This window comes from Micromonospora sp. NPDC047762, assembly GCF_043204655.1.
Taxonomy (GTDB): Bacteria; Actinomycetota; Actinomycetes; order Mycobacteriales; family Micromonosporaceae; genus Micromonospora.
This window is the reverse complement of record NZ_JBIDCQ010000001.1, coordinates 839,877-861,760: the sequence shown is the minus strand read 5'-3', so window position 1 is coordinate 861,760 and position 21,884 is coordinate 839,877. Positions and strand designations below refer to the sequence as shown.

The window sequence follows — 21,884 nt, the reverse complement described above, 5'->3', positions numbered from 1 at the left end:
GTGACCGTAGCGGCCACACCGGCACCCTCGCCCGCCACCGCGGGCGAGCAATCCGGCGTACGCCTGGCGCGGTCGCGCCGCAACGCCGAGCTGTACCTGCTGTTGCTCGCGATGGTGCTGGTGGCCGCGTACGGGGCGACCGTCGAGGCGAACCTGCTGGACACGGTCACCCCGGACTTCTGGATGCCGGCCGCCGCGCTCGGCGCGGTCTTCCTCGGCCTGCACCTGGTCATCCGGTTCCTGGCCCCGTTCGCCGACCCGGCGCTGCTGCCGGCGGTGGCCCTGCTCAACGGGCTCGGGGTGGGCTTCCTGCGCCGGATCGACCTGGGCGACGCCCCGGTGGCCGAACGGGAGAGCCTTGCCGTCTTCGCGGGGCAGGGCGGGCGTCAGCTGGCCTGGACGCTCGGTGCGGTGATTCTCGCCGCCGCTCTGCTCGCGATCATGCGCGACCACAGGTCGATCTCGCGGTACGCGTACACCCTGGGGTTGGCCGGCATCGTGCTGGTGATGATCCCGGCGGTGCTGCCGTCGAGCATCTCCGAGATCAACGGCGCGAAGCTGTGGGTCCGGGTCGGCAGCTTCTCCATCCAGCCGGGTGAGTTCGCCAAGCTGGCGCTGCTGGTCTTCTTCGCCTACTACCTGGTGCGCAAGCGTGAGGTGCTCTCGCTGGCCAGTCGGCGCTTCCTCGGCATCGACTTTCCGCGTGGCCGCGACCTCGGGCCGGTGGTCGGCGTCTGGCTGATCAGCGTCCTGGTGCTGGTCTTCGAGAAGGACCTGGGCACCTCGCTGCTCTACTTCGGCATGTTCGTGGTGACGCTCTACATCGCCACCGAACGGGTCAGCTGGCTGCTGATCGGCCTGGTCCTCTTCTTCGGCGGCGCGTACCTCGCCTACGTCCTCGGCTCGACGGTCGGCGGGCCGTTCGCCAACTTCTACGTGCGGGCGGAGATCTGGCTCGACCCGTTCGCCGACCCGACCAACAAGGGCTACCAACTCGTGCAGGGCCTGCTGGCCCTGGGCACGGGCGGGCTCTTCGGTGCCGGACCGGGCGGCGGTCAGCCGGAGATCCTGCCCGAGGTGCAGAACGACTTCATCTTCGCCGGCATCGGTGAGGAGATCGGCCTCTTCGGCCTCTCCGCGCTGCTGGTCGTCTACCTGCTCATCGTGGAGCGCGGGCTGCGCGCCGCGCTGGCGGTACGGGACTCGTTCGGCAAGCTGCTCGCCGGCGGTCTCGCGTTCACCCTCGGCCTCCAGGTCTTCGTGATCGTCGGCGGGATCAGCAAGCTCATCCCGCTGACCGGTCAGACGACCCCGTTCCTGTCCGCCGGCGGGTCGTCGTTGATGGCCAACTGGCTGCTCATCGCGGTGCTGCTGCGGGTCTCCGACGGCGCCCGCCGACCGGTGACCGGAGGGGGCGGCGGCAAGGCGGCTCGTCCCAGCGGTGGCCCGCCCGAGCAGCTGCACGGTGCTCCCACGGAGGTGATCAAGCCGTGAACGCACCCCTGCGCCGCGTTGGCGTCGTCGTCATGGTCCTGTTCGGTCTGCTCTTCGCCAACCTAAACTGGATCCAGGCCTACAAGGCGGATGAATACCGGACCAGCGACTACAACGGTCGGGTCCAGGTCGCCGAGTACGACCGTAAGCGCGGCAACATCGAGGCTGGCGGCACGGCCCTGGCCACCAGCAAGGAGACCACCGGCAACCTGAAGTTCCGGCGCATGTATCCCAGCGGCGCCAAGTACGCCCACGTGCTCGGTTACAAGCCGGTCAACCTGGCCGACCAGGGCATCGAGCGGGCGGAGAACGACTTCCTGGCCGGCACCAGCGACCAGCTGATCGGCGACCGGTTGAAGGACATGTTCACCGGCGACGACACCGGCGGCGGCAACGTGCTGCTCTCGCTCTCCAAGCGGGCCCAGGACGTGGCGTACGACCAGCTGCGCAACAACGAGGTGGGTGCGAAGCGGGGCGCGGCGATCGCCATCGACCCGCGTACCGGTGCCGTCCAGGCGCTGGTCTCCATGCCGAGCTTCGACCCGAACCCGCTGGCCAGCCACGACACCAACGAGGCGACGGTGGCGTACAAGAAGCTGGAGCAGGACCCGGCCGAACCGCTGAAGAACCGCGCGCTCGACGAGACACTGCCGCCCGGCTCCACCTTCAAGATCGTGGTCGCCGCGGCGGCGCTGGAGAACGGCATCACCAAGTCCACCCAGATCCCGGCCGGTTCCAGCTGGACCCCGCCCACCTCGGGCACCCCGATCCGTAACGCCGCGGCCTCGATCTGCCCGGAGCCGAAGGTCACCCTGCTGGAGGCGGTCACCGAGTCGTGCAACACCGGCTTCGCGCAGCTCGGCGTGCGACTCGGAGCCGACGCCATCAAGGAGAAGGCCCGGCAGTTCGGCTTCGAGCAGGAGGACCTCACCGTCGGTCATCTCGGTGAGGGCGGCCTGCCCACGGCGGCCAGTCGGACCGGCGACATCCAGAACCCGGACGGCAGCACGGACCCGGCCGCGCTGGCCCAGTCCTCGATCGGCCAGAACAACGTCCGGATGACCCCGCTCGAAGGCGCCATGATCGCCGGCGCGATCGCGAACAACGGCAGTCAGATGCGGCCGTACCTGGTGCGGCAGCTGCTAGCGCCGGACCGGACCACCAGCTACTACAGCGCGAAGGCGCGGGAGCTGCGCCAGCCCGTCGAGCCGCAGGTCGCCGCCGACCTGCGCGAGATGATGGTCAGCGTGGTCCAGAACGGCACCGGCAAGAAGGCCGCGATCAACGGCTACACGGTCGGCGGCAAGACCGGTACCGCCCAGTCCGCTCCGGACCGGCCCGACCACGGCTGGTTCATCGGCTTCGCCCTGGACAAGAACGGCAACCCGGTCTCCGCTGTCTGCGTGATGCTGGAGCAGGCCGGCCCCGGTGGTAGCGCCGAGGCGGCGCGGATCGCCGGCCAGATCATGAAGGCCGCCATCGCCGACCCAGGGGGTCGCTGACATGCTCAGCCCCGGCGTGCAGCTCGGCAACCGCTACCGTCTCGACGAGCGGATCGCCAGCGGCGGCATGGGCGACGTCTGGCGCGGCACCGACCAGGTGCTCGGCCGGACGGTCGCGGTGAAGAGCCTGCTCCCCGCCCTGCTCGACGACCCGGACTTCGGCGAGCGGTTCCGCGGCGAGGCCCGCACCATGGCCACCATCAACCATCCCGGCGTGGTGGACGTCTACGACTTCGGCAACGACCAGCAGATCGCCTTCCTGGTCATGGAGTACGTCGAGGGTGACGCCCTGTCGTCCACGTTGAGCCGGGTCGGCCGGCTCACCCCGGCGCGGACGATGGCACTCGTCGCGCAGGCCGCCGACGCGCTGCACGCCGCCCACGAAAAGGGCATCGTGCACCGCGACGTGAAGCCGGGCAACCTGCTGGTCCGGCCGAACGGCACGCTGGTGCTCACCGACTTCGGCATCGCCCGCTCCGACATGGTCGGCCAGCTCACCGCCGCCGGCTCGGTGCTCGGCACCGCCTCGTACATCTCACCGGAGCAGGCCACCGGCGGCGTGGCCACCCCGGCATCCGACGTCTACGCCCTGGGCGTGGTCGCCTACCAGTGCCTGGCCGGTCGGCGGCCGTTCGAGGGCGACAACCCCCTCGACATCGCGATGCGGCACGTCCGGGAGACCCCCCGGCCACTGCCGGCCGACATCCCTCCGCAGGTGCGCGCTCTGGTCGAACGGGCGTTGGCGAAGGATCCGGCCGCCCGCTGGCCGAGCGCCGCCGCACTCGCCGGGGTCGCCCGTCAGCTCAAGGCCGCGCTCTCCCAGCAGGCTCGGGCCGGCGCGAACTCCGGGCCGGTGTCCGCGGCGCCCGCCTCGCCGGCCGCGCCGGGCCGGGCCCAGGTGCCGCAGGCGCACCAGATGCGTCCGCCGACCGCCCGCCCGCCGGTGGCCGGAGCGAGGCCGACCGCGATCGCACCTGCCCAACAGCCACGCCCCACAGCCGTCGCGCCGGCCGTCCAGCCCGTCCGCCCGCAGGGGGCCCCGAACGGCTACCCACGCGGTGCGGCAGCGGTGCCGTCCGGGCCGCCCCGGCAGGAACACCCGCCGGCGTACGCCCGGCAGGCCGGCCCGGCGACGCCGTCACCCCAGCCCCAGCGGTCCCGGCCTGGAATGGTGCTTCTCGCCATCCTGCTGGCCGTGCTGGTCCTGCTCTGCTCTGGCGTGATTTCCTACAACCTGCGGAAGCAGTCGCAGGACGGCGCGTCAGCCGGGCTTGCGCCGCGCACCGTGACGTCCGGCGCGCTACGACTCGACGGGCGCGACGATCCGACCCGGACGTCGTACCGTCGAGAGGTACGACTCCAGCCGGGCGACGGCGGGACGACGACGAGCGAAGGACGACAGACGCGATGACAGCGCAGGCCCGCCTGCTCGGTGGCAGGTACCAGGTCGGCGAGCTGCTCGGCTATGGCGGCATGGCCGAGGTGCACCGTGGTCGCGATCTCCGGCTCGGTCGGGACGTCGCGATCAAGATGCTCCGCACCGACCTCGCCCGGGACGCGACGTTCCAGATGCGGTTCCGTCGCGAGGCGCAGAACGCCGCCTCGCTCAACCACCCGGCCATCGTGGCGGTCTACGACACCGGCGAGGAGACCGCGCCGACCGGTGAGACGCTGCCGTTCATCGTCATGGAGTTCGTCAACGGGCGGACCTTGAAGGAGGTTCTCGGCGCCGAGGGGCGACTGCAACCGCGCCGTGCGCTGGAGATCTGCGCCGACATGTGCGCCGCCCTGGAGTTCAGCCACCGGCACGGGATCATCCACCGGGACATCAAGCCCGGCAACGTGATGCTCACCCAGACCGGCCAGGTCAAGGTCATGGACTTCGGCATCGCCCGGGCGTTGGCCAGCGGTGCGACCACCATGACCCAGACCAGCGCGGTCATCGGTACGGCGCAGTACCTCTCCCCGGAGCAGGCGCGCGGCGAGGCCGTCGACGCCCGCTCCGACGTGTACGCGGCCGGGTGTGTGCTCTTCGAGTTGGTCTGCGGGCACCCGCCGTTCGTCGGGGACAGCCCGGTCAGCGTCGCCTACCAGCACGTACGGGAGACGCCGCCGACGCCGAGCGACATCAACCCGGACGTCACCCCGGCGGTCGACGCGATCGTGCTCAAGGCGCTGTCGAAGAACCCGCTCAACCGCTACCAGAGCGCTGGCGAGATGCGGGCCGACCTGCTCCGCGCCGCCGCCGGCCGGCCCGTGCTGGCCACCCCGGTGCTGCGCGAGGCGGAGACGGTGGCGATGGCCCCGGCCGGCGGTGGGGGCGGCTATCCGGCTCCCGGCCGTGGGCCGCAGACCGGGCAGATCCCGGCCCGGGTGGGCGATCCTCGTCAGCGCAAGGCGTCCTCGTTCCTGATCGCGTTGTTCAGCGCGGTCGGCGTGCTGGCGGTGATCGCCCTGGTCGCCGCCCTGCTCTGGGACCAGCAGAAGGGCAACGAACTGAAGTCGGTGCCCACCCTCACCGGCAAGGCCCGGGACGTGGCGATCGCCGAGATCCAGAAGGCCGGTCTGTCACCACAGGTGGGTGACCCGGTGTTGGCAAGTGACTGCACCGAGGGCACTGTCGTTCAGCAGAACCCGCTGCCGACCACCCAGGTGAGGCAGAACGGCACGGTCACCATTCAGATCTGTGGCGGTAAGCCCGAGGTGCGCGTTCCCGCCGGGCTCAAGGGCAGCAAGCGGGAGAGCGCCATCGCCCGACTCACCGAGGCGAAGCTCAAGTACGACATCAAGACGGTGGACGACGAGGCGAGCCAGGACGAGGTTCTCAAAGTCGATCCGCCCGAGGGTGAAAGCGTTCCCGAAGGCACGAAGATCACGCTCACGGTCTCGAACGGCAAGGTCCGCGAGGTGCCCGACGTCGTCGGGTTGAGCCAGGAGGAGGCCACCCGGGTCCTCCGGAACGACGGCTTCGTTGTCAACGTGCAGGACGGGCCGGAGGTGCCGGCCGCCGAGGCGGGGAAGGTCACCGACCAGAGCCCGAACGGCAAGGAAAAGAAGCCCACCGGCACGAGGGTGACCATCAAGGTGAGTCAGCCCGAGCCGGAGACCGACCCGACGCCCACAGTGACGCCGACGGGCACGCCGACGGGCACGCCGACCACTCCCGGCAACGGGGGCGGCATCGGTCTGCCGTTCCCACCTCCGCCGGGCCGGCCCCAGGACTAGGCCACCCGCGGGCATCGGCATGACCAAGGTCGAAGCGTCAGCGGTCGGGGCGGTACGGCGGTGGCCTCGACGGCTGCGCCGGCTGGCCGTCGCGGGCCTCGTCCTCCTGGTGCTCGCCAGTTCCCCGTGGCTGTGGACGACGCTCGCCGCACGTGGGCACGTGTACGCCGCCGCCGACGCGCCCACCGCCGACGTGGTGATCGTGCTGGGCACCGAGGTGGCAGCCGACCGTCAGCGGCCGGGTGACCGTCTCGCCGGCCGCCTGGACACCGCCGCCGAGCTGGTGACCAGCGGGCGGGCCACTGTGGTCCTCGTGTCGGGCGACGGCGGCGGGGCGTCCGGCGACGAGCCGGCGGTGATGACGACGTACCTCGCCGAGCGCGGCGTCGACAGGCGTCGGGTGGTGGCCGACCCGTTCGGCCTGGACACCTACGACAGCTGCGCGAGAGCGCGCGAGGTGTACGGCGTCGAGCGGGCCCTGATCGTCACCCAGTCGTACCACCTGTCCCGGGCGGTGACGCTGTGCCGGCAGCTCGGCGTCGACGTCGACGGGGTGACCGCCCGGTGCGACGGTTGCGGCGCTGCCCTACTGGCCGAGAAGTCGGTCCGGGACTACCTAGCAAGCGGCAAGGCGGCGTGGGACGCGGTGCGCGGCCGCCCCCCGGCGGTGCGTTCGCCAGCTAATTCCGCGGTCCAGGACGCGCTGCGAGGCTGACCGGGCAGGCGCGGGGTCCCGACGATCCGGTGACCGGGCGCTGACGTCCCGCCCTCAGGCGGTGGCGAAGGCCGCCAGACGACGCGCGTCCACCTCGGCGGCCAGCGCGGGTGCCCGCTCCAGCGCCTCGGGGTGACCGCAACTGGCCAGCCAGTTCGCCAGCATCAGGTGGCCCCCCTCGGTGAGCACCGACTCCGGGTGGAACTGGACGCCCTCGATGGGCAGCGTCCGGTGCCGCATCGCCATGACCACGCCGGAGCCGGTCCAGCCGGTGACCTCCAGCTCGTCGGGGAGCGTCTCGGGCAGCACGGCGAGCGAGTGGTACCGGGTGGCGGTGAACGGGTCGGGCAGACCGGCGAGTACGCCGACGGAGTTGTGGCGTACCTCGGAGGTCTTTCCGTGCAGCAGTTCGGGGGCGCGCGTCACTGTCGCCCCGAACGCTTCGCCGATCGCCTGATGGCCGAGGCAGACGCCGAAGATCGGCAGCTTGCCCGCGTACTCCCGGATGACGTCCAGGCAGATGCCGGCCCGGTCCGGGCTGCCCGGCCCTGGCGACAGCAGGATGCCGTCGGCGCCAACCGTGCCGACCTCGGCGACGTCGATCTCGTCGTTGCGGCGGACCTCGCAGTCCACGCCGAGCTGGCCCAGGTACTGCACCAGGTTGAACACGAAGGAGTCGTAGTTGTCGATCACCAGGACGCGCATGGTCACCTGCTCGGGGAGGGGGGCGCTGGGTTGTTCTGGTCGGTGTCGTACGGCAGTTCGTGCTCGTCACCGGCCGGGGTCTCCCCGGTCACCGGGTCACCGCCGCCACCCGTCTCGGCAGGTACGCCGGACTCGACCTGTACGTCGTCGAAGGGCAGCAGGGGCTCGGCCCACGGGAAGGCGACGTACCACAGCAGGGCCACCGTGGCGGCCACCAGGAGCACCGAGCCGGTTAGCTTCCCGACCACGCCGAACGGCAACTTGCGCCAGATGAACGCGTACATCGGGTCAGCCTTCCAGCTCCGCCGGGCGGCCCGCGGACTTGGGTTGGGTGCGGTCCAGTTCGGCGTGGATGATCAGGCGCTGGTAGTTGTCGAACTTCGGGTTGCACGTGGTGAGGGTGAGCATCCGCTTGGTCGCCTTCTTGTCCGGTTGGCCGGGCACCGGCGCCACCACCTCGACCTGGGTCGGCCGGACGATCCGGGACTGCGACACCCGGTAGACGTACCAGTCGGTCTTGCTCTCGACCACGATCGGGTCGCCCTCATTCAGCTCGTCCAGCCGCCAGAAGGTGGCCCGGTTGCGGTGGCCGGCGACGGAGAAGTTGCCGACCTGGCCGGGGAGCGCGCTGGTCGGGTAGTGGCCGGGGGCGAAGCGGATGTCCTCCTGCGTGACGCCCTCGACTACCACCCAGTTCTTGTCGAGCTTGGGGATGTAAAGGCCCGCGAGCGGCTTTCCGCGTACCGGTGGGGACGGTTTGACGCTCGGGCCGACCGACGGGGCAACCGTGGGGTCGTCGGTCGGAGCCCACGCCTGGGTCAACTCGTTGTTGAGCTCGTTCTGGTGGGCGTCGACGATCGCCGACTTGCCCCAGACCTCGTAGCCGGCGAAGAGCAGGACGACCAGGCCGAAGGTGATCAGGACTTCGCCGGTGACACGGATGCCGGTGCGCAGTCGCGAGCCGAACGACGGGCGGGTCAGCTCGGAGTAGACGCTCTTGTAGCCCTCGCCGGTCTGGTGCGGCCGGAGTTGCACCACCCGCTCGCCGCGTCGGGGTTGGGGAGGGTCGGCAGGGCTGGCACCGGTCGGCTCATCCGGGACGGCGATGCGGGGGACGGCACCCATCAACGCTGTCGAGTCCATGGTCGGCGGCCTGGTGGCAGGAGTGGCGGGCACGGCCGGAATCATCGCGGTGGCGGCCGGGTCGGCGCCGCGATCCCCGACAGCGCTCGGCGGCACCCGGCCCGGCCCGGTCGGCGGCACCCGGCCCGGCCCGGTCGGCGGCACCCGGCTGGGGCCGGTCGGCGGGAAGCCTTCCGGCCCGGCCGCTGCGACGCGGTCGGGGGCGGGCGGGGAGACCGGGGAGTCGGTGGGTCGGGCCGGCCGAGTGGTGACCTGCGGGATGTACGCGGTCGGCGAGTCGGCCAGCGGCGGCGTCGAAGGGCCGGAGGAGACCGGGCGGCCCGGCGTGCCGGCGGCCGCCGGACGGGTTGGCATCGGCATCCCGCCGGGCGTGGCCGGAGGGGTCGGTGCGGCACTTGGTGGGTTGCCGGCACCCGGCGGGCGGGTAGTTGCGGCGCTGGGCGCGGGGGGGCGGGTCGGGGCGTTGCCGGGGGCAGCGGGCCGAACCGGGCCCTGGTTGCCGGCGGACGGCCGGCCGGGGGTGGTCGCGGGGGGAACCCCGGCTCCGCCGCGCGAGCCCGACCCGGCAGTCGCGCTGCCCGGCCAGGGCGGCGGCGCTTCGGCACCCGAGCGGCCCGGGGGCCCGGTCGGCTCGGGTCGAGGGGCGCTCGGTGGCGGCTGCTGGCTTCGCGGCGGCTGCTCAGGTCGTGGCGGCTGTTCGGCTCGTGGCGACTGCAGCACCGGCTCGGGCCAGTTGCTGGCCGGGGTCGGTCGGCCCGGCGCCGACTCGGGCCGGTCGACCTTGGGCAGAAAGGCGGTCGGCTCGTCGGTGTGGTCCCGGTGTCGCCCGTCGCGTTGCTCGTCCGGCCCGCTCACTTGGGCACCGTAGCCGAGCGTAGGGCTGTGGAATCCTCGAATGCGGGAACTCGCACCGTGGAGGCAGTCTCCTTGTAGCCAAGCTGGTAGTCGTCGACCGCGTCCTTGAACAACCGGACTCCCTGAGAGCTGGCGAGGCCCTGCTGGAGGGCAGCGGGATCGCCGATCGCTACGATCTTGAACGGTGGGGAGTACACCCGGCCGTGAAGTAGCAGGGTGTTACCGACGCAGCGTACCGCGCTGGTGGTGAGCACGCGGACATTCATGATTGACATGGCCTCGGCCCCGCCGGCCCAGAGCGCGTTGACCACCGCCTGTACGTCTCCCTGATGCACCACCAGGTCGTCGTTGCTGGCGTCCGACTGCGTCTGGTCGAGCTGGGGCGCGTCGTTCAGCTCGACGGTGACCCCGGGCCCGCTCAGGGCGGTGAACCCGGCGTCCTGGAGGCTGCCCTGGGCGCGATTCTGCTGAGCCTTGATCGGGGCGTCCGAGCCGGCCAGCGTGTTGGTCCGTTGCTCGACCTCGCCGCGCAGCTCGGCGGCGCGGCGCTCGCTGGCGGCGACCTGTTCGCGGCGATCCTCGATGAGCTGGTTGAGCTGGGGGCGTCGGTCCTCCCGGAGAGAGGTGCCGCCTGCGGTGGTCGCGGTGGTGGTGAAGAGCAACCCGGCCGCCGCGGCGATCAGGGGCACCCCGATCGACCAGCCCGGACGGCGTTGGCGCGGTCGCCGGGGCAGCAGCCCGGCGGCGGCCCGTCGGAGGACCTTCTGCCAGGAGGTTGCGCCGGATGTGTACTCCACCGAGCGTTCCTTCCGCGTGTCGGGGATCGGTCCGTGCCGGCTGGGCCGGTGATGCGAACAGTCCCGCCTCTTTCGGTCACTCCGTGCACCGGCCTGACCCCATTCGTGGTCCGGGCGGCCAATCGGGACTACGCTAGCTCTCGAACATTATTGGCCATGGACCGTCGCCCCCGCGCCCGGTTGTCAGGCCGGACGAGGTCGTCACCCCTCTGGAGAGCGCCGTGCCCAAGTCTCAGGTCCGTAAGAAGAAGGTGTACACCCCGCCGACGGACGTGCGTCCGACGACGACGTCGTCGTCGCGCAAGCCTAGCCCGGTGTGGTTGCCGATCACCGCGGTCGCCTTGATCGTCGTCGGCATCGGCTGGCTGGTGCTCTACTACCTGTCGGAGCAGGAGTACCCGGTCATGGCGTGGGGTTACTGGAACCTCGCCGTCGGCTTCGGTGCGATGGTCGCCTCGCTGGCGTTGCTCTCTCGCTGGCGCTGATCCGCCGACCGTCGCGTCGGCGGTCCCACGTCACCCCGTCGAGCCCCTGCCCAGCAGGATCGGGTGGGGCCCCCTATGGTGTGCGCAGGCAGCGCGGCCTACTGCGAGATGACTCACGTTACCGCTGGGTAACCTTCGCGTAGGCTGCACTGCATGACCGAGCAGAGCGAGGTCATCAGGCAGCAGACCGGGGAGGCCAACTCGATGGGCAGCGTCCAGATCGTCACCACGATCCTCGCAGCCGCCATCACCGCCGTGGCGGTGTGGCTTGCGGTGCGTGCGGTCCTGAAGATGGTGGCAGTCATCCGGCTCGGGCAACCCGCGCCGGAGCGGTTCTCCGACAAGGTCGCCCGCGCCAGGACGATGCTGGTGGAGACGGCCGGCCACACCCGGATGCTCAAGTGGGGCGTGGTGGGTGCCGCGCACTGGTTCGTGATGGTCGGCTTCGTCGTGCTGTCGCTGCTGGTGCTCGAGGCGTACTTCGAGGTGGTCACCACCGACGGCGGTCTGCCGATCATCGGGCACTGGACGATCTTCGGTCTGGTCACCGAGATCATCGGGGTGCTGGGTCTGGTCGGCATCCTGGTGCTGATGGCGATCCGGCTGCGCAACCGGCCGACCCGCCCGGGAGGGCGGTCCCGGTTCACCGGCTCGACCATGTGGCAGGGCTACTTCGTCGAGTGGATCGTGCTGCTGGTCCTGATCTTCGGCTTCGTGATCCGGGGCTTCAAGGTCGCCACTGACCACTTCGAGTTCCCGTTCTGGGCCACCCCGGTCAGCCACGCGGTCGGCGCGGTGCTGCCCGACTGGGCGGACGGCGTCAGCGTCGCCGCGGCCATCAAGATCATTATTTCGATGACGTGGCTGATCGTCATCTCCCTGAACGTCACGATGGGCGTCGCCTGGCACCGCTTCCTGGCGTTCCCCAACATCTTCTTCAAGCGGGAGCCCGCCAAGCCGGCCGGCTCCGGTCTCGGCGCGCTGCGCCCGATGACGAGCCAGGGCAAGCCGCTCGACTTCGAGGAGGCGGACCCGGAGAAGGACCAGTTCGGCGTCGCCCACGTCGAGCAGTTCAGCTGGAAGGGCCTCCTGGACTTCAGCACCTGCACCGAGTGCGGTCGCTGCCAGTCGCAGTGCCCGGCCTGGAACACCGGCAAGCCACTGTCGCCGAAGCTGCTGGTGCTGAGCCTGCGCGACCACGCGTACGCGAAGGCGCCCTACCTGCTGGCCGGCGGCGGCAAGGACCTGACCGGCGAGGAGAAGGCCACCCAGGCGCAGCTCGCCCACCTGGACGTGCTGGCCCTCGCCGAGGCCGACAAGCCGTTGATCGGCACCGCCGAGGAGGGCGGTGTCATCGACCCGGACGTGCTCTGGTCCTGCACCACCTGCGGTGCCTGCGTCGAGCAGTGCCCGGTGGACATCGAACACGTCGACCACATCGTCGACATGCGCCGCTACCAGGTCCTGATCGAGTCGAGCTTCCCCTCCGAGGCCGGGGTGATGCTGCGCAACCTGGAGAACAAGGGCAACCCGTGGGGCGCCCCGCAGAACACCCGCGAGGACTGGACGAAGGGTCTGGACTTCGAGGTGCCCCGCGTCGGCGAGGTGGACGACTTCGAGTACCTGTTCTGGGTCGGCTGCGCCGGCGCGTTCGAGGATCGGGCCAAGAAGACCACCCGCGCGGTGGCCACGCTGCTCAACGAGGCGGGCGTGAAGTTCGCGATCCTGGGCGAGGGCGAGACCTGCTCCGGCGACCCGGCGCGACGGATCGGCAACGAGTTCGTCTTCCAGATGCTCGCCCAGCAGAACGTGGAGACGTTGAACGAGGCGTTCGAGGGTCGGGAGAAGGCCAAGCGCAAGATCGTGGCGACCTGCCCGCACTGCTTCAACACCCTGGGCAACGAGTACGGGCAGCTCGGCGGGGAGTTCGAGGTGGTCCACCACACGCAACTGCTCGCGCACCTGGTCGCCACCGGCAAGCTCACGCCGGTGCAGCCGGTCGACGGCGGCGTCACCTACCACGACCCCTGCTACCTGGGTCGGCACAACCGCATCTTCGCGGCCCCCCGCGAGGTCCTCGGTGACGCCATCGCGGGCGACCTGACCGAGATGCCGCGTAACAGCGAGCGGTCCTTCTGCTGCGGTGCCGGCGGCGCCCGGATGTGGATGGAAGAGAAGATCGGCAAGCGGATCAACGTGGACCGCGTCGAGGAGGCCATGGCCACCGGGGCGAAGACGGTGGCGGTCGGCTGCCCGTTCTGCTCGACGATGCTCAACGACGGGGTCAACGGCAAGGGTGCCGGCGAACAGGTCGAGGTGATCGACGTGGCCAGCGTGCTGCTCCGCTCGGTCAAGCCCGAGCAGCCGCAGGGCGGCAAGGAGACCGCGCCGATCGGCGGCTGAGACGCGTACCTCCGGGATCTGTTCATCGACGGCGGCGGCCCCTGAGGGCCGCCGCTGTCGTGCAAGAATCTCGCCGAGGTGAGGCGACATCGACGGCCTACTCTTGATGACGCTGTTGCCCCTGGTCGGCTTCGCAGCCCTGACCGCGGGCAACGCGTTCTTCGTCGCGGCCGAGTTCGCCCTGGTCACTGTCGACCGGGCGGAGATCGACCGGCGGGCCGCCGCGGGCGACCAGGCCGCCCTGACGGTACGCACAGCGCTGCGCGAACTCTCCTTCCAGCTTTCCGGGGCGCAGCTCGGCATCACCATCACCGCGCTGCTCACCGGCTACCTGGCCGAGCCGGCCCTGGCTCGGCTCTTCACCCCGCTGTTGCGCCCGCTGGCCGGGGACAGCACGGAGCGGCTCACCCCGTTCCTCGCGTTGGCCCTGGCCACGCTGATCTCCATGCTCTTCGGCGAGTTGGTGCCGAAGAACGCGGCGCTGGCCCGGCCCATGCCGGCGGCGCTGGCCACGGCCGGTCCGATGCACACCTTCTCCCGGACGTTCGGCTGGGTGATCCGGGGGTTGAACGGCTCGGCGAACCGCCTGGTCCGGGCGTTCGGCGTGGAGCCGCAGGAGGAGTTGGCCAGCGCCCGCTCGCCGGAGGAGCTGGGCCTGCTGGCGGGCATCTCGGCGCGGGCCGGCGCGTTGCCCACGGACACCGCGATGCTGCTGCGTCGCACCATCCGCTTCGGTGACAAGCGGGCAGCGGAGGCGATGACCCCCAGAGTGGACGTGGTCGCGCTGCGCGCCACGGCCACCGTGGCGGAGCTTCTGGAGGAGTCGCGGCGGACCGGGCGGACCCGGTTTCCGGTGTATGAGGAGACCCTGGACCTGGTGACCGGTGTGGCCGGCGTGCCCGACGCGCTGGGCGTGCCGCTGGCCGACCGCGCGTCGACCCGGGTCGGTTCGGTGGCCCGCGAGCCGGTGTACGTGCCGGAGAGCCTGAACCTGGACGGTGTCCTGGCGGCGCTGAAGGCGGCCGGGGCCGACCTGGCCATCGTGGTCGACGAGTACGGCGGCACGGACGGCGTGGTGACAGTCGAGGACCTCGTCGAGGAGTTGGTCGGGGAGATCGCCGACGAGTTCGACCCGGCGAGCGTGGACGACAACGGTTCGGACGAGCTGACCGTGCCGGGCGGTGAGCGCACAGTGTTGGTCGACGGTGTGCTCCGCTCCGACGAGTTGGCCGAGCAGACCGGCTTCCGGCTACCCGAGGGGCCGTACGAGACCCTGGCCGGGTTCCTGATGGCCCAGCTCGGGCACATCCCGCTCGCCGGCGAGACGGTCGAGGCGGCCGGCTGGGAGTTCACAGTGGTCGAGGTCGAGCGGCACCGGATCGAGCAGGTCCGGGTGTTGCGCCCGGCGGACCCGGACGACGATGACTGAGCTGCTGGTGACAGTGCTGTTGCTGCTCGGCAACGGGTTCTTCGTGGGCAGCGAGTTCGCGCTCATCGCGTCCCGTCGGACGGTGATCGAGCCGCTGGCCGCCGGGTCGAAACGCGCCCGCTGGGCGTTGTCGGCGATGAACCAGATTCCGCTGATGATCGCTGGCGCGCAGCTCGGCATCACTGTCTGCTCGTTGGGTCTGGGCGCGATCGCCGAACCGGCGCTCGCTCACCTGCTGGAGCCGCCGTTCCACGCGGCGGGCCTGCCGGAGCGGGCGGTGCACCCGGTGGCTTTCGTGCTGGCGCTGGGCGTGGTGGTATTTCTGCACACGGTCGTCGGTGAAATGGTGCCGAAGAACATCACGCTGGCCGGTCCGGAGGTCTCCGCGCTCTGGCTCGGCCCGGCGATGCTGGCATTCTGTGTGGCCACCAAACCGTTGTTGCTCGCGATGAAATGGGCGGCCCGGAGGGTGCTCGGGTTCTGGCGGATCGAGGCGTCCGAGTCGGTGAAGACGGTGTTCACCGCCGAGGAGCTGGCCGGGTTGGTCTCGCAGGCGCGGACCGAGGGGCTGCTCGACGCGGAACAGCACGCGCGGATCACCGGCGCGCTGGCCCTGCACGCCCGGACGGCGGCGGACGCGCTGCAACCGTGGTCGACAGTGGTGACGGTGGCCGAGGACGTCTCGCCGGCGTCACTGGAGGTGCTGGCGACCCGGACCGGCCGGTCCCGGTTCCCGGTGGTGCAGCGGTCGACCCGTCGGGTGCTCGGCTTCGTGCACGTCAAGGACGTGCTCGGGTACGCCGGGCAGGGTCGCCGGTCACCGGTGCCGGCCGACGTCTACCGGCCGCTGGCGGTGGTGCCGCCGGACCGTACGCTGGCCGACCTGCTGCTGGCCATGCGTCGTGAACGGCGGCACATGGTGCTGGTCAGCGACGGGCGACGGCCGATCGGTGTGGTCACTCTCGACGATGTATTGACCGCAATCGTTGGATGATGAACCAATACCCTTGGTGTGCAAGCGGTTGCACGACAGTGATGGTTACCGCCCTCGCCTTGATTACCGCCGCGAGCTTCCCTAATGTGAGGCACCGACCGCTGTGGGTCGTCTGCCTCGGCCCTTTCCTCACGCGAGGCGCCCGGCGGTCGGTTGCAAAGGAGTCGGTGCCGGTGGCAACCATGCCCCCTCATCGTCACGACCTGTTTGCGTCTGCTCGCTCTGGTGGCCTGCGTCGCGTCGCGCACCGGGTGCTGATCCTGGTCGCCGCGGCGGCGGTCGGCGCCGGTCTGCTGACCGCGCCGGCACATGCCGCGCCCACGGTCGACGAGATCGAGGCGCAGATCGACAAGAAGTGGGAGCAGTTGGAGCCCACCATCGAGCAGTACAACAAGGTCCGGGCGCAGCTGAAGGTCAACCGGCAGAAGTCGGCGAACCTGCAGAAGAAGATCGAGCCGCTGGCGCTGCAGAGCGAGCTGGCGCTCAACCGGGTCGGCGACCTCGCCTCCCGCTACTACATCTCCGGCCCGTCACACGACATCGGTGCGCTGCTGGTCAGCGCCAAGCCGGACACGCTCACCGAGCAGCTCACCATCCTCGACCGGCTCGCTTCGCAGGAGCGCAAGGAGGTCGAGGGCGTGCTGGCCGTGCGGGCCAAGTACGACGGCGAGAAGCAGAAGCTGGACGCGCTGATCGTCACCCAGACCAAGCAGCAGAACGATCTGGCGGCCAAGAAGAAGCAGATCGACGCCGAGATCAAGCAGCTCGAGGCGTCGATGCCCAAGACCACCGTCAAGACGGCGGCCTGCCCGACCATCAACGGCGTGTTCAGTGCGGCGGCCCGCACCGCGATCAAGACCGCCTGCGGCAAGGTCGGCAAGCCGTACGTCTGGGGTGCCACCGGGCCGAACTCGTTCGACTGCTCGGGGCTGACCCAGTACGCCTACAAGGCGGCCGGGATCTACCTGACGCACCACACCGGTGACCAGTGGAACGAGGGTAAGGCCATCTCGCGCGCCGACGCCCGCCCCGGTGACCTGGTGTTCTTCTTCTCCGGCCTGAGTCATGTCGGGCTGTATCTGGGTAACAACCAGATGGTGCACGCGCCACGCGCCGGCAAACCGGTGCAGGTGTCCAGCATCACCACCATGCCCGTCGCCGGGTTCCGCAGACCTGGCTGATCCACCTCGCGCGACACGACGGCCCCCGGTCACCGACCGGGGGCCGTCGTGGTTCTCAGCGGGGTGCCCCCACCGGGGAGGGTAAGAGCTGCACGTCGGCGAGGTCGACGTACATGATCCGGTGGCCGAACTGGATCTGCGCGTACCGATTCTTGCCGCGAATGACCGTCCAGTCGCCGGGTGAGGAGCCGTCGAACGTGCTGGCCCGGTAGTACTCGCCGGCCAGCACCGCGCCGACGGCGTACCGCTGCCCGGCGGCCAGCGTGTACTGGAGCGGGGAGATCGCCTGGTAGGGCACCCCGTCCGGGTACGCGGACTGCTCCGGGTACGCCCGTCCGTAGACCGGAACGGTGGCTCTTCCGGGCTTCGGCGTCGCCACGACTCCGACGGTCCAACTGGCGGTCGGCGCGGACGCTGGGTTGTGGAACCAGGCCCGCTGCCCGAGGTACCAGATCGCCGTCCAGTCGCCCTGCCGGCCGGCCAGCGCGTACGTCTGCCCGGCGGACGCCCGGGCCCCGTGGTCCGAAACGGCCATCGTGTTCGGGCTGCCGTCCGGGCGGAGCGCGATGTCGTTGACCAGCGGCGCGTCAGTGGACGGCGCGCTGCGCAGCACCACCGACGAGGAGCCGCGCGGAGCGCAGGGCACGCCCACCGTGACGCAGTCGGTGAACGCCGGCTGGTTGGTGGTGTAGTCCGGGTCGATCCGGACCAGCCCGGTGGCCGGGGTGCCGGTGTCCAGTCGGGGGGCGTGCAGCAGGTCGAAGTAGTGCGTCCAGTCCCAGTAGGGGCCCGGATCCCAGTGCATCCCCCGCACTGTCGAGGGGATGGTGCCGGGCACGTTGTCGTGGCCGATGATGTGCTGGCGGTCCAGCGGGATGCCCAGCCGCAGCGCCAGGTGCCGAACGAGCTTCGCCGAGGTCCGGTACATCGCCTCGGTGTACCAGGTGCCCTGCGCCGCGAAGCCCTCGTGTTCCAACCCGATCGACTTCGCGTTGACGTACCAGTTGCCGGCGTGCCAGCCGACATCCTTCGTCTTCACGTGCTGGGCGATGTGCCCGTCGACCGAGCGGAGCGAGTAGTGCCAGCTCACGTAGGTCGGGTCCTGGACGAGTTGCAGGGTGGTGGCCCAACTCGCCTCGGTGTCGTGGATGACGATGTACTCGATCTTCTGCCGCGCGGGCCGGTCGGAGAGGTCGTGGTTGCCGTAGTCCCCCTCGCCGAACGCCTCGTAGGGCGCCGGGATCCACTCGCAGGAGATGGTGCGGGGGCACTCCACCCCGTCCGGGCGGGCCAGCCGGCGCAGGCCCAGCCGGTCCAGCCAGGAACGTTCGGGCCGCACCGTCCGGGCCGGCAGGGTGATCCGTTGGCCGTCGTCGGTCACCCGGGCTTCGCCCGCGCCGATGGTGGTGAAGACCTCGTCGGCGAAGGCCGCCGCGGCGTCGGCGCTGTCCGCGCCCGAGTAGCGGGCCACAGCGCCGTACCAGGCCGCCGGGTCGGTGTCCGCGCCGACCGGCGCGCCCAGATCCCTCTGGTACGCGGCCAGCAGCGCGGCCCCACCCCGGATGTTGAGGCCCGCGTCGGTACGCAGTGCCTCGGGGGCGGCGCCGGTCAGCGCGGCGGCGGCGTCGACGGTCTGCAACGCGGCGGTGGACGGGGCGGGCGCCTCAACCGGTCGGGGCGCGGGCACCCGGGCCGGCCGGGAGCCGTCGCCGCGCGGGTCCTCGGCGCCGGCGTCGTGGTGAGCGCGTCCGGGTAGGGCGGCCACGTGCCGCACGTCGGTCAGGTGCATCGGGCCGTAGCCGCCACTGGTGCTCGGTGTGCCGGCGTTGGTGTCCCAACGGGACTCCAGGTAGGAGACGCCGAGCAGCACGACGGCCGGTACGCCGTACTCGGTGGCCGCGTCGGCGTACTGCTGTTGGCGGTCGGTGGTGGGCGCGGCGGCGGCCGGGCCGGCGGAGAGTGGCACCGTTGTCGCGGCGGCGACCACGGTGGCGGCGAGCAGTGCGCGCCAGCCGGTCGACAGGGTTGGATGGTGCATCGAACCCCCTAGATTCTCGCGGAGTGAGGTCAGGTCACCATCGCGCCGTCCGGGAGCTCGCGTCAATACCTTTCCATCTATCGAAGTGTACGGAAAGAATTCTTCACACACGGTCGGTGACCTCGTCCAATCCGTACGGAGTGTCACGGCCGCACGGGTTGCGGATCGGTAACGGGCGTCTCTACTCTGGTCATTTGTCGGCCCGACAGCAGCTCCGCCCACCCCGGGCGGTAACGGACCGACACCGCCGAGTCGTTTCCGAGCGAACCGGGGACCCAGGTCCCTCGGGGTGAATCCGCAGCCACTGCGGTAGGGCGCCGACTTCCCGCCCGAACCCGTCAGCTAACCCGGTAGGCGGTCAGGAAGAAGGAGTACGGAACCCCGGTGGCACTCCATGCCCCGCGGCCGTCGTCCGAGCGGTCGGCATCAGCCGGCCCGGCGTCGATCGTGCCGCGCCCACGCTGGTCCCGCTTCACCACCGCACTCGCCGCGCTGGCCGGCGTCGCCGTCGTTCTGACCGGCAGCGCCACGGCGGCCCACGCCGACCCCTCCGTCGCCGAGATCGAGCGCCAGATCGACGCCGACTGGAACAAGCTCGAACCGATCATCGAACGGCACAACGCCACCCGCATCGACCTCGCCGCGAAGCGCAAGCAGGCAGACGCCCTGGCCGCCCGGATCACTCCGCTCGAGCGCCAGGTCGACGCCGCGATGGACAAGGTCAGCGCCCTTGCCGTACGCGCCTACATGGGTGAGAACGTCTCGACCGTCAACGCGATGCTGGGCAGCCGGTCGCCCAGCGAGGTGGTCGGCCAGCTCGAAATGCTCGACCGCTTCGCGCACGACCAGCAGAAGGACGTACGCCAGGTGGCCGACCTGCGCGACCAACTGGCCGCGCAGAAGGCGCCACTGGACGAGATGGTGGCCCAGCTGACCCGCACGGAAGCTCAGCTGGCGGCGAAGAAGAAGCAGATCAACGACGAGATCGACCGCCTGCAGAAGCTGCGCCTGAAGGTGTACGGCAGCGGCGGCGGCGGTCCGCTGCGCCCGGCGCCCTGCCCGGGTAGCTACCCCGGCGGTGCCGCGGGCACCGCGGTCAAGTTCGCCTGCGCGCAGATCGGCAAGCCCTACGTCTGGGGTGCCGAGGGTCCGAACTCGTACGACTGCTCCGGGCTGATGCTGGCCGCCTGGGCGAAGGCTGGCGTGTCGCTGCCGCACAACGCCGCCGCGCAGAGCCGGGTCACCAAGAACGTCAGCAAGGGTGACCTGCGCCCCGGCGACCTGGTCTTCTACTACAGCGACATCCACCACGTCGGCATGTACGTCGGCGGCGGCTGGGTGGTGCACGCCTCGCAGGCCGGTCAACCGGTCAAGATGAAGAAGGTCGACGACGGCCCGATCCACAGCTATGGCCGTCCAGGCTGACCCAGTGTGACCGAAGGGCCCGTCGCGATCTCCTCGCGGCGGGCCCTCGTCGTTCTGGTCCTAACGGGTGGGCCAGGTGCGCCAGTGCTGCCAGGCGCGGCTGGGTGTCGGCCCCCGCTGGCCCTGGTAGCGCGAGCCGTAGACCACCGAGCCGTACGGGTGCTCGGCCGGCGAGGAGAGCCGGAAGATGCAGAGCTGCCCGATCTTCATGCCCGGCCACAGGGTGATCGGCAGGTTCGCCACGTTCGAGAGTTCCAGCGTCACGTGACCGGAGAAGCCCGGGTCGATGAAACCGGCGGTGGAGTGCGTGAGCAGCCCGAGCCGGCCCAGGGAGCTCTTGCCCTCCAGCCGGCCGGCGAGCTGGTCACCCAGGGAGATGACCTCCAGCGTCGAGGCGAGCACGAACTCCCCCGGGTGCAGCACGAACGGCTCGCCGTCGGGGACCTCGACCGCCGAGGTCAGGTCGTCCTGCTGCATGGCCGGATCGATGTGGGTGTAGAGGTGGTTGTTGAAGACCCGGAACAGCCGGTCGAGTCGGACGTCGATGCTGGAGGGTTGGACCAGGGTGGGCTCGAACGGCTCCAAGCCCAGCGTGCCGGCCTTGATCTCGGAGACCAGGTCACGGTCGGAGAGCAGCATCGGACCACCATAGCCGCGTTGCCAAAAGTGGCCGGATTCGGTGCTGGACCAGCGCGTCGAGGTCGCTGCTCGTACATTTGTTCGATAGAATGCCCACATGGCTTCCTGGTCCGAATTCGCCGCCGACGAGCCCCGACTCGCCGACGGGATCCGCGTTCTCCTTCAGCAGTACGGGCCGGGCTTCGGCTATCTGGCCACGGTCCGTGCCGACGGTGGGCCCCGCGTCCATCCGGTCTCCCCGGTCATCACCGCCGAGGGGCTGTTCTGCTTCATCATCGACTCGCCCAAGCGCCGCGACCTCGAACGTGACGGCCGTTACGCGCTGCACTCGTTCCCTGCGGAGGAGAGCGACGACGAGGCGTACGTGGCAGGTCACGCCCGCCCGGTGACCGATCCGATCCGGGTGGCGCAGCTGGCGCAGAGCGCCCGGGCCGAGCCGCAGGTCGACTGGCGGCTCTTCGAGTTCACCGTCGACGTGGCCATGCTCACCCGCCGCGAGCAGCACATCGCGGGCATTCCGGGTCTCGGGCCGAGCCGGCCGGCCGTTCGGGTCTGGCTCGACCCAAACGCCCAGTCGGCGGTGGCAGCGCCCCTCGCCGTCCCGCAGACGCGCCCGACCCTCCTCAGCCGTGACGTGCAGTGCACGGCCGCCTGACCACACGACCGGAAGATCATCGGTGCCGGCTCCGTCGTGACGGAGCCGGCACCGATGCGTACGCCCGCCACGCCCGGCGAGCCGCCACTCCCGCATGATCCACTCGACTTCAGCGAAACCGCGGTATCCCGGCGCTCCGGATGCCCCGACTTCCAGGAAACCGAGTCGATCACCCCGGCCGACCCGAGCGGCACGGTCC

18 protein-coding genes and 1 riboswitch are annotated in these 21,884 nt (G+C 70.7%); of the genes, 12 read left to right on the top strand and 6 right to left on the bottom strand.

The genetic code is table 11. The annotated features are described in order from the left end of the window. Genes ACGF3C_RS04220 through ACGF3C_RS04200 form a run of 5 tightly spaced genes read left to right on the top strand, consistent with a single transcriptional unit; the run spans position 1 to position 6,936 of the window. The gene (locus ACGF3C_RS04220; RefSeq protein WP_112601214.1) at positions 1 to 1,494 is read left to right on the top strand and encodes an FtsW/RodA/SpoVE family cell cycle protein; all 1,494 of its coding nucleotides are present in this window, start codon (positions 1 to 3) and stop codon (positions 1,492 to 1,494) included. Continuing rightward, positions 1,491 to 2,996, top strand: coding sequence for a peptidoglycan D,D-transpeptidase FtsI family protein (locus ACGF3C_RS04215; RefSeq protein ID WP_393218593.1), 1,506 nt, complete (start codon positions 1,491 to 1,493; stop codon positions 2,994 to 2,996). The genes ACGF3C_RS04220 and ACGF3C_RS04215 overlap by 4 nt, the downstream gene beginning before the upstream one ends. A gap of 1 nt (position 2,997) precedes the next feature. Further along, positions 2,998 to 4,407 (top strand): protein kinase, encoded by a 1,410-nt coding sequence (locus tag ACGF3C_RS04210; RefSeq protein ID WP_357227253.1) that lies wholly within the window; start codon positions 2,998 to 3,000, stop codon positions 4,405 to 4,407. Next, complete coding sequence (gene pknB / locus ACGF3C_RS04205; RefSeq protein WP_393218589.1) at positions 4,404 to 6,221, top strand: Stk1 family PASTA domain-containing Ser/Thr kinase; 1,818 nt, start codon at positions 4,404 to 4,406, stop codon at positions 6,219 to 6,221. The genes ACGF3C_RS04210 and pknB overlap by 4 nt, the downstream gene beginning before the upstream one ends. A gap of 19 nt (positions 6,222 to 6,240) precedes the next feature. Then, positions 6,241 to 6,936, top strand: coding sequence for a vancomycin high temperature exclusion protein (locus ACGF3C_RS04200; protein ID WP_393218586.1), 696 nt, complete (start codon positions 6,241 to 6,243; stop codon positions 6,934 to 6,936). A gap of 54 nt (positions 6,937 to 6,990) precedes the next feature. Here the strand turns inward: ACGF3C_RS04200 and ACGF3C_RS04195 are convergent, their stop codons facing one another. From ACGF3C_RS04195 to ACGF3C_RS04180, 4 genes are all read right to left on the bottom strand, one after another. Then, positions 6,991 to 7,641, bottom strand: coding sequence for an aminodeoxychorismate/anthranilate synthase component II (locus tag ACGF3C_RS04195; protein WP_357194813.1), 651 nt, complete (start codon positions 7,639 to 7,641; stop codon positions 6,991 to 6,993). A gap of 2 nt (positions 7,642 to 7,643) precedes the next feature. Continuing rightward, complete coding sequence (locus tag ACGF3C_RS04190) at positions 7,644 to 7,925, bottom strand: hypothetical protein (protein ID WP_238687886.1); 282 nt, start codon at positions 7,923 to 7,925, stop codon at positions 7,644 to 7,646. Between the two features lie 4 nt (positions 7,926 to 7,929). Beyond that, positions 7,930 to 9,138: a class E sortase gene (locus tag ACGF3C_RS04185; RefSeq protein WP_393218582.1), complete on the bottom strand. Its 1,209-nt coding sequence runs from the start codon at positions 9,136 to 9,138 to the stop codon at positions 7,930 to 7,932. 497 nt (positions 9,139 to 9,635) lie between these two features. Continuing rightward, positions 9,636 to 10,436 carry a DUF881 domain-containing protein gene (locus tag ACGF3C_RS04180; RefSeq protein ID WP_393218579.1) on the bottom strand — a complete coding sequence of 267 codons (801 nt, stop codon included), beginning with the start codon at positions 10,434 to 10,436 and terminating at the stop codon, positions 9,636 to 9,638. 221 nt (positions 10,437 to 10,657) lie between these two features. Between ACGF3C_RS04180 and ACGF3C_RS04175 the strand changes: the two genes are divergently transcribed. The 5 genes from ACGF3C_RS04175 to ACGF3C_RS04155 all read left to right on the top strand — a co-directional run bounded on the left by ACGF3C_RS04175 (position 10,658) and on the right by ACGF3C_RS04155 (position 16,928). Continuing rightward, positions 10,658 to 10,921: a cell division protein CrgA gene (locus tag ACGF3C_RS04175; protein ID WP_112583988.1), complete on the top strand. Its 264-nt coding sequence runs from the start codon at positions 10,658 to 10,660 to the stop codon at positions 10,919 to 10,921. Positions 10,922 to 11,125: 204 nt separating this feature from the next. Continuing rightward, positions 11,126 to 13,324 carry a (Fe-S)-binding protein gene (locus ACGF3C_RS04170; protein WP_357232856.1) on the top strand — a complete coding sequence of 733 codons (2,199 nt, stop codon included), beginning with the start codon at positions 11,126 to 11,128 and terminating at the stop codon, positions 13,322 to 13,324. A gap of 106 nt (positions 13,325 to 13,430) precedes the next feature. Next, complete coding sequence (locus ACGF3C_RS04165; protein WP_357232852.1) at positions 13,431 to 14,753, top strand: hemolysin family protein; 1,323 nt, start codon at positions 13,431 to 13,433, stop codon at positions 14,751 to 14,753. Beyond that, complete coding sequence (locus ACGF3C_RS04160) at positions 14,746 to 15,747, top strand: hemolysin family protein (RefSeq protein WP_393218574.1); 1,002 nt, start codon at positions 14,746 to 14,748, stop codon at positions 15,745 to 15,747. The genes ACGF3C_RS04165 and ACGF3C_RS04160 overlap by 8 nt, the downstream gene beginning before the upstream one ends. Positions 15,748 to 15,914: 167 nt before the next feature. Beyond that, on the top strand, positions 15,915 to 16,928 hold the full coding sequence (locus tag ACGF3C_RS04155; RefSeq protein WP_357200642.1) for an NlpC/P60 family protein: 1,014 nt from the start codon (positions 15,915 to 15,917) through the stop codon (positions 16,926 to 16,928). A gap of 55 nt (positions 16,929 to 16,983) precedes the next feature. On the opposite strand, the gene ACGF3C_RS04150 is transcribed toward ACGF3C_RS04155, so the two are convergent. Continuing rightward, a complete protein-coding gene (locus tag ACGF3C_RS04150; protein ID WP_393218570.1) occupies positions 16,984 to 18,966 on the bottom strand; it encodes an N-acetylmuramoyl-L-alanine amidase in 1,983 nt (660 codons plus the stop codon). A 235-nt stretch (positions 18,967 to 19,201) separates the two neighbouring features. Next, a riboswitch (cyclic di-AMP (ydaO/yuaA leader) is annotated at positions 19,202 to 19,337 on the top strand. Positions 19,338 to 19,350: 13 nt separating this feature from the next. Between ACGF3C_RS04150 and ACGF3C_RS04145 the strand changes: the two genes are divergently transcribed. Next, on the top strand, positions 19,351 to 20,391 hold the full coding sequence (locus ACGF3C_RS04145) for an NlpC/P60 family protein (protein WP_357233060.1): 1,041 nt from the start codon (positions 19,351 to 19,353) through the stop codon (positions 20,389 to 20,391). Between the two features lie 60 nt (positions 20,392 to 20,451). On the opposite strand, the gene dcd is transcribed toward ACGF3C_RS04145, so the two are convergent. Then, entirely contained in the window at positions 20,452 to 21,030 is a 579-nt protein-coding gene (gene dcd, locus ACGF3C_RS04140; RefSeq protein WP_030332009.1) for a dCTP deaminase, read from the bottom strand. A gap of 97 nt (positions 21,031 to 21,127) precedes the next feature. On the opposite strand from dcd, the gene ACGF3C_RS04135 reads away from it, so the two are divergent. Further along, positions 21,128 to 21,685, top strand: coding sequence for a pyridoxamine 5'-phosphate oxidase family protein (locus tag ACGF3C_RS04135; RefSeq protein WP_355004623.1), 558 nt, complete (start codon positions 21,128 to 21,130; stop codon positions 21,683 to 21,685). The last annotated feature ends 199 nt before the right edge of the window (positions 21,686 to 21,884 follow it).

Excerpts from the sequence above, each read along its gene's own strand:
- ACGF3C_RS04195 (WP_357194813.1), bottom strand. The coding sequence starts at position 7,641 with ATGCGCGTCCTGGTGATCGACAACTACGACTCCTTCGTGTTCAACCTG.
- ACGF3C_RS04210 (WP_357227253.1), top strand. The coding sequence starts at position 2,998 with ATGCTCAGCCCCGGCGTGCAGCTCGGCAACCGCTACCGTCTCGACGAG.
- ACGF3C_RS04150 (WP_393218570.1), bottom strand. The coding sequence starts at position 18,966 with ATGCACCATCCAACCCTGTCGACCGGCTGGCGCGCACTGCTCGCCGCC.
- ACGF3C_RS04160 (WP_393218574.1), top strand. The coding sequence starts at position 14,746 with ATGACTGAGCTGCTGGTGACAGTGCTGTTGCTGCTCGGCAACGGGTTC.
- ACGF3C_RS04165 (WP_357232852.1), top strand. The coding sequence starts at position 13,431 with ATGACGCTGTTGCCCCTGGTCGGCTTCGCAGCCCTGACCGCGGGCAAC.
- ACGF3C_RS04135 (WP_355004623.1), top strand. The coding sequence starts at position 21,128 with ATGGCTTCCTGGTCCGAATTCGCCGCCGACGAGCCCCGACTCGCCGAC.
- ACGF3C_RS04185 (WP_393218582.1), bottom strand. The coding sequence starts at position 9,138 with ATGCCAACCCGTCCGGCGGCCGCCGGCACGCCGGGCCGCCCGGTCTCC.
- pknB (WP_393218589.1), top strand. The coding sequence starts at position 4,404 with ATGACAGCGCAGGCCCGCCTGCTCGGTGGCAGGTACCAGGTCGGCGAG.
- ACGF3C_RS04200 (WP_393218586.1), top strand. The coding sequence starts at position 6,241 with ATGACCAAGGTCGAAGCGTCAGCGGTCGGGGCGGTACGGCGGTGGCCT.
- ACGF3C_RS04190 (WP_238687886.1), bottom strand. The coding sequence starts at position 7,925 with ATGTACGCGTTCATCTGGCGCAAGTTGCCGTTCGGCGTGGTCGGGAAG.
- dcd (WP_030332009.1), bottom strand. The coding sequence starts at position 21,030 with ATGCTGCTCTCCGACCGTGACCTGGTCTCCGAGATCAAGGCCGGCACG.
- ACGF3C_RS04170 (WP_357232856.1), top strand. The coding sequence starts at position 11,126 with ATGGGCAGCGTCCAGATCGTCACCACGATCCTCGCAGCCGCCATCACC.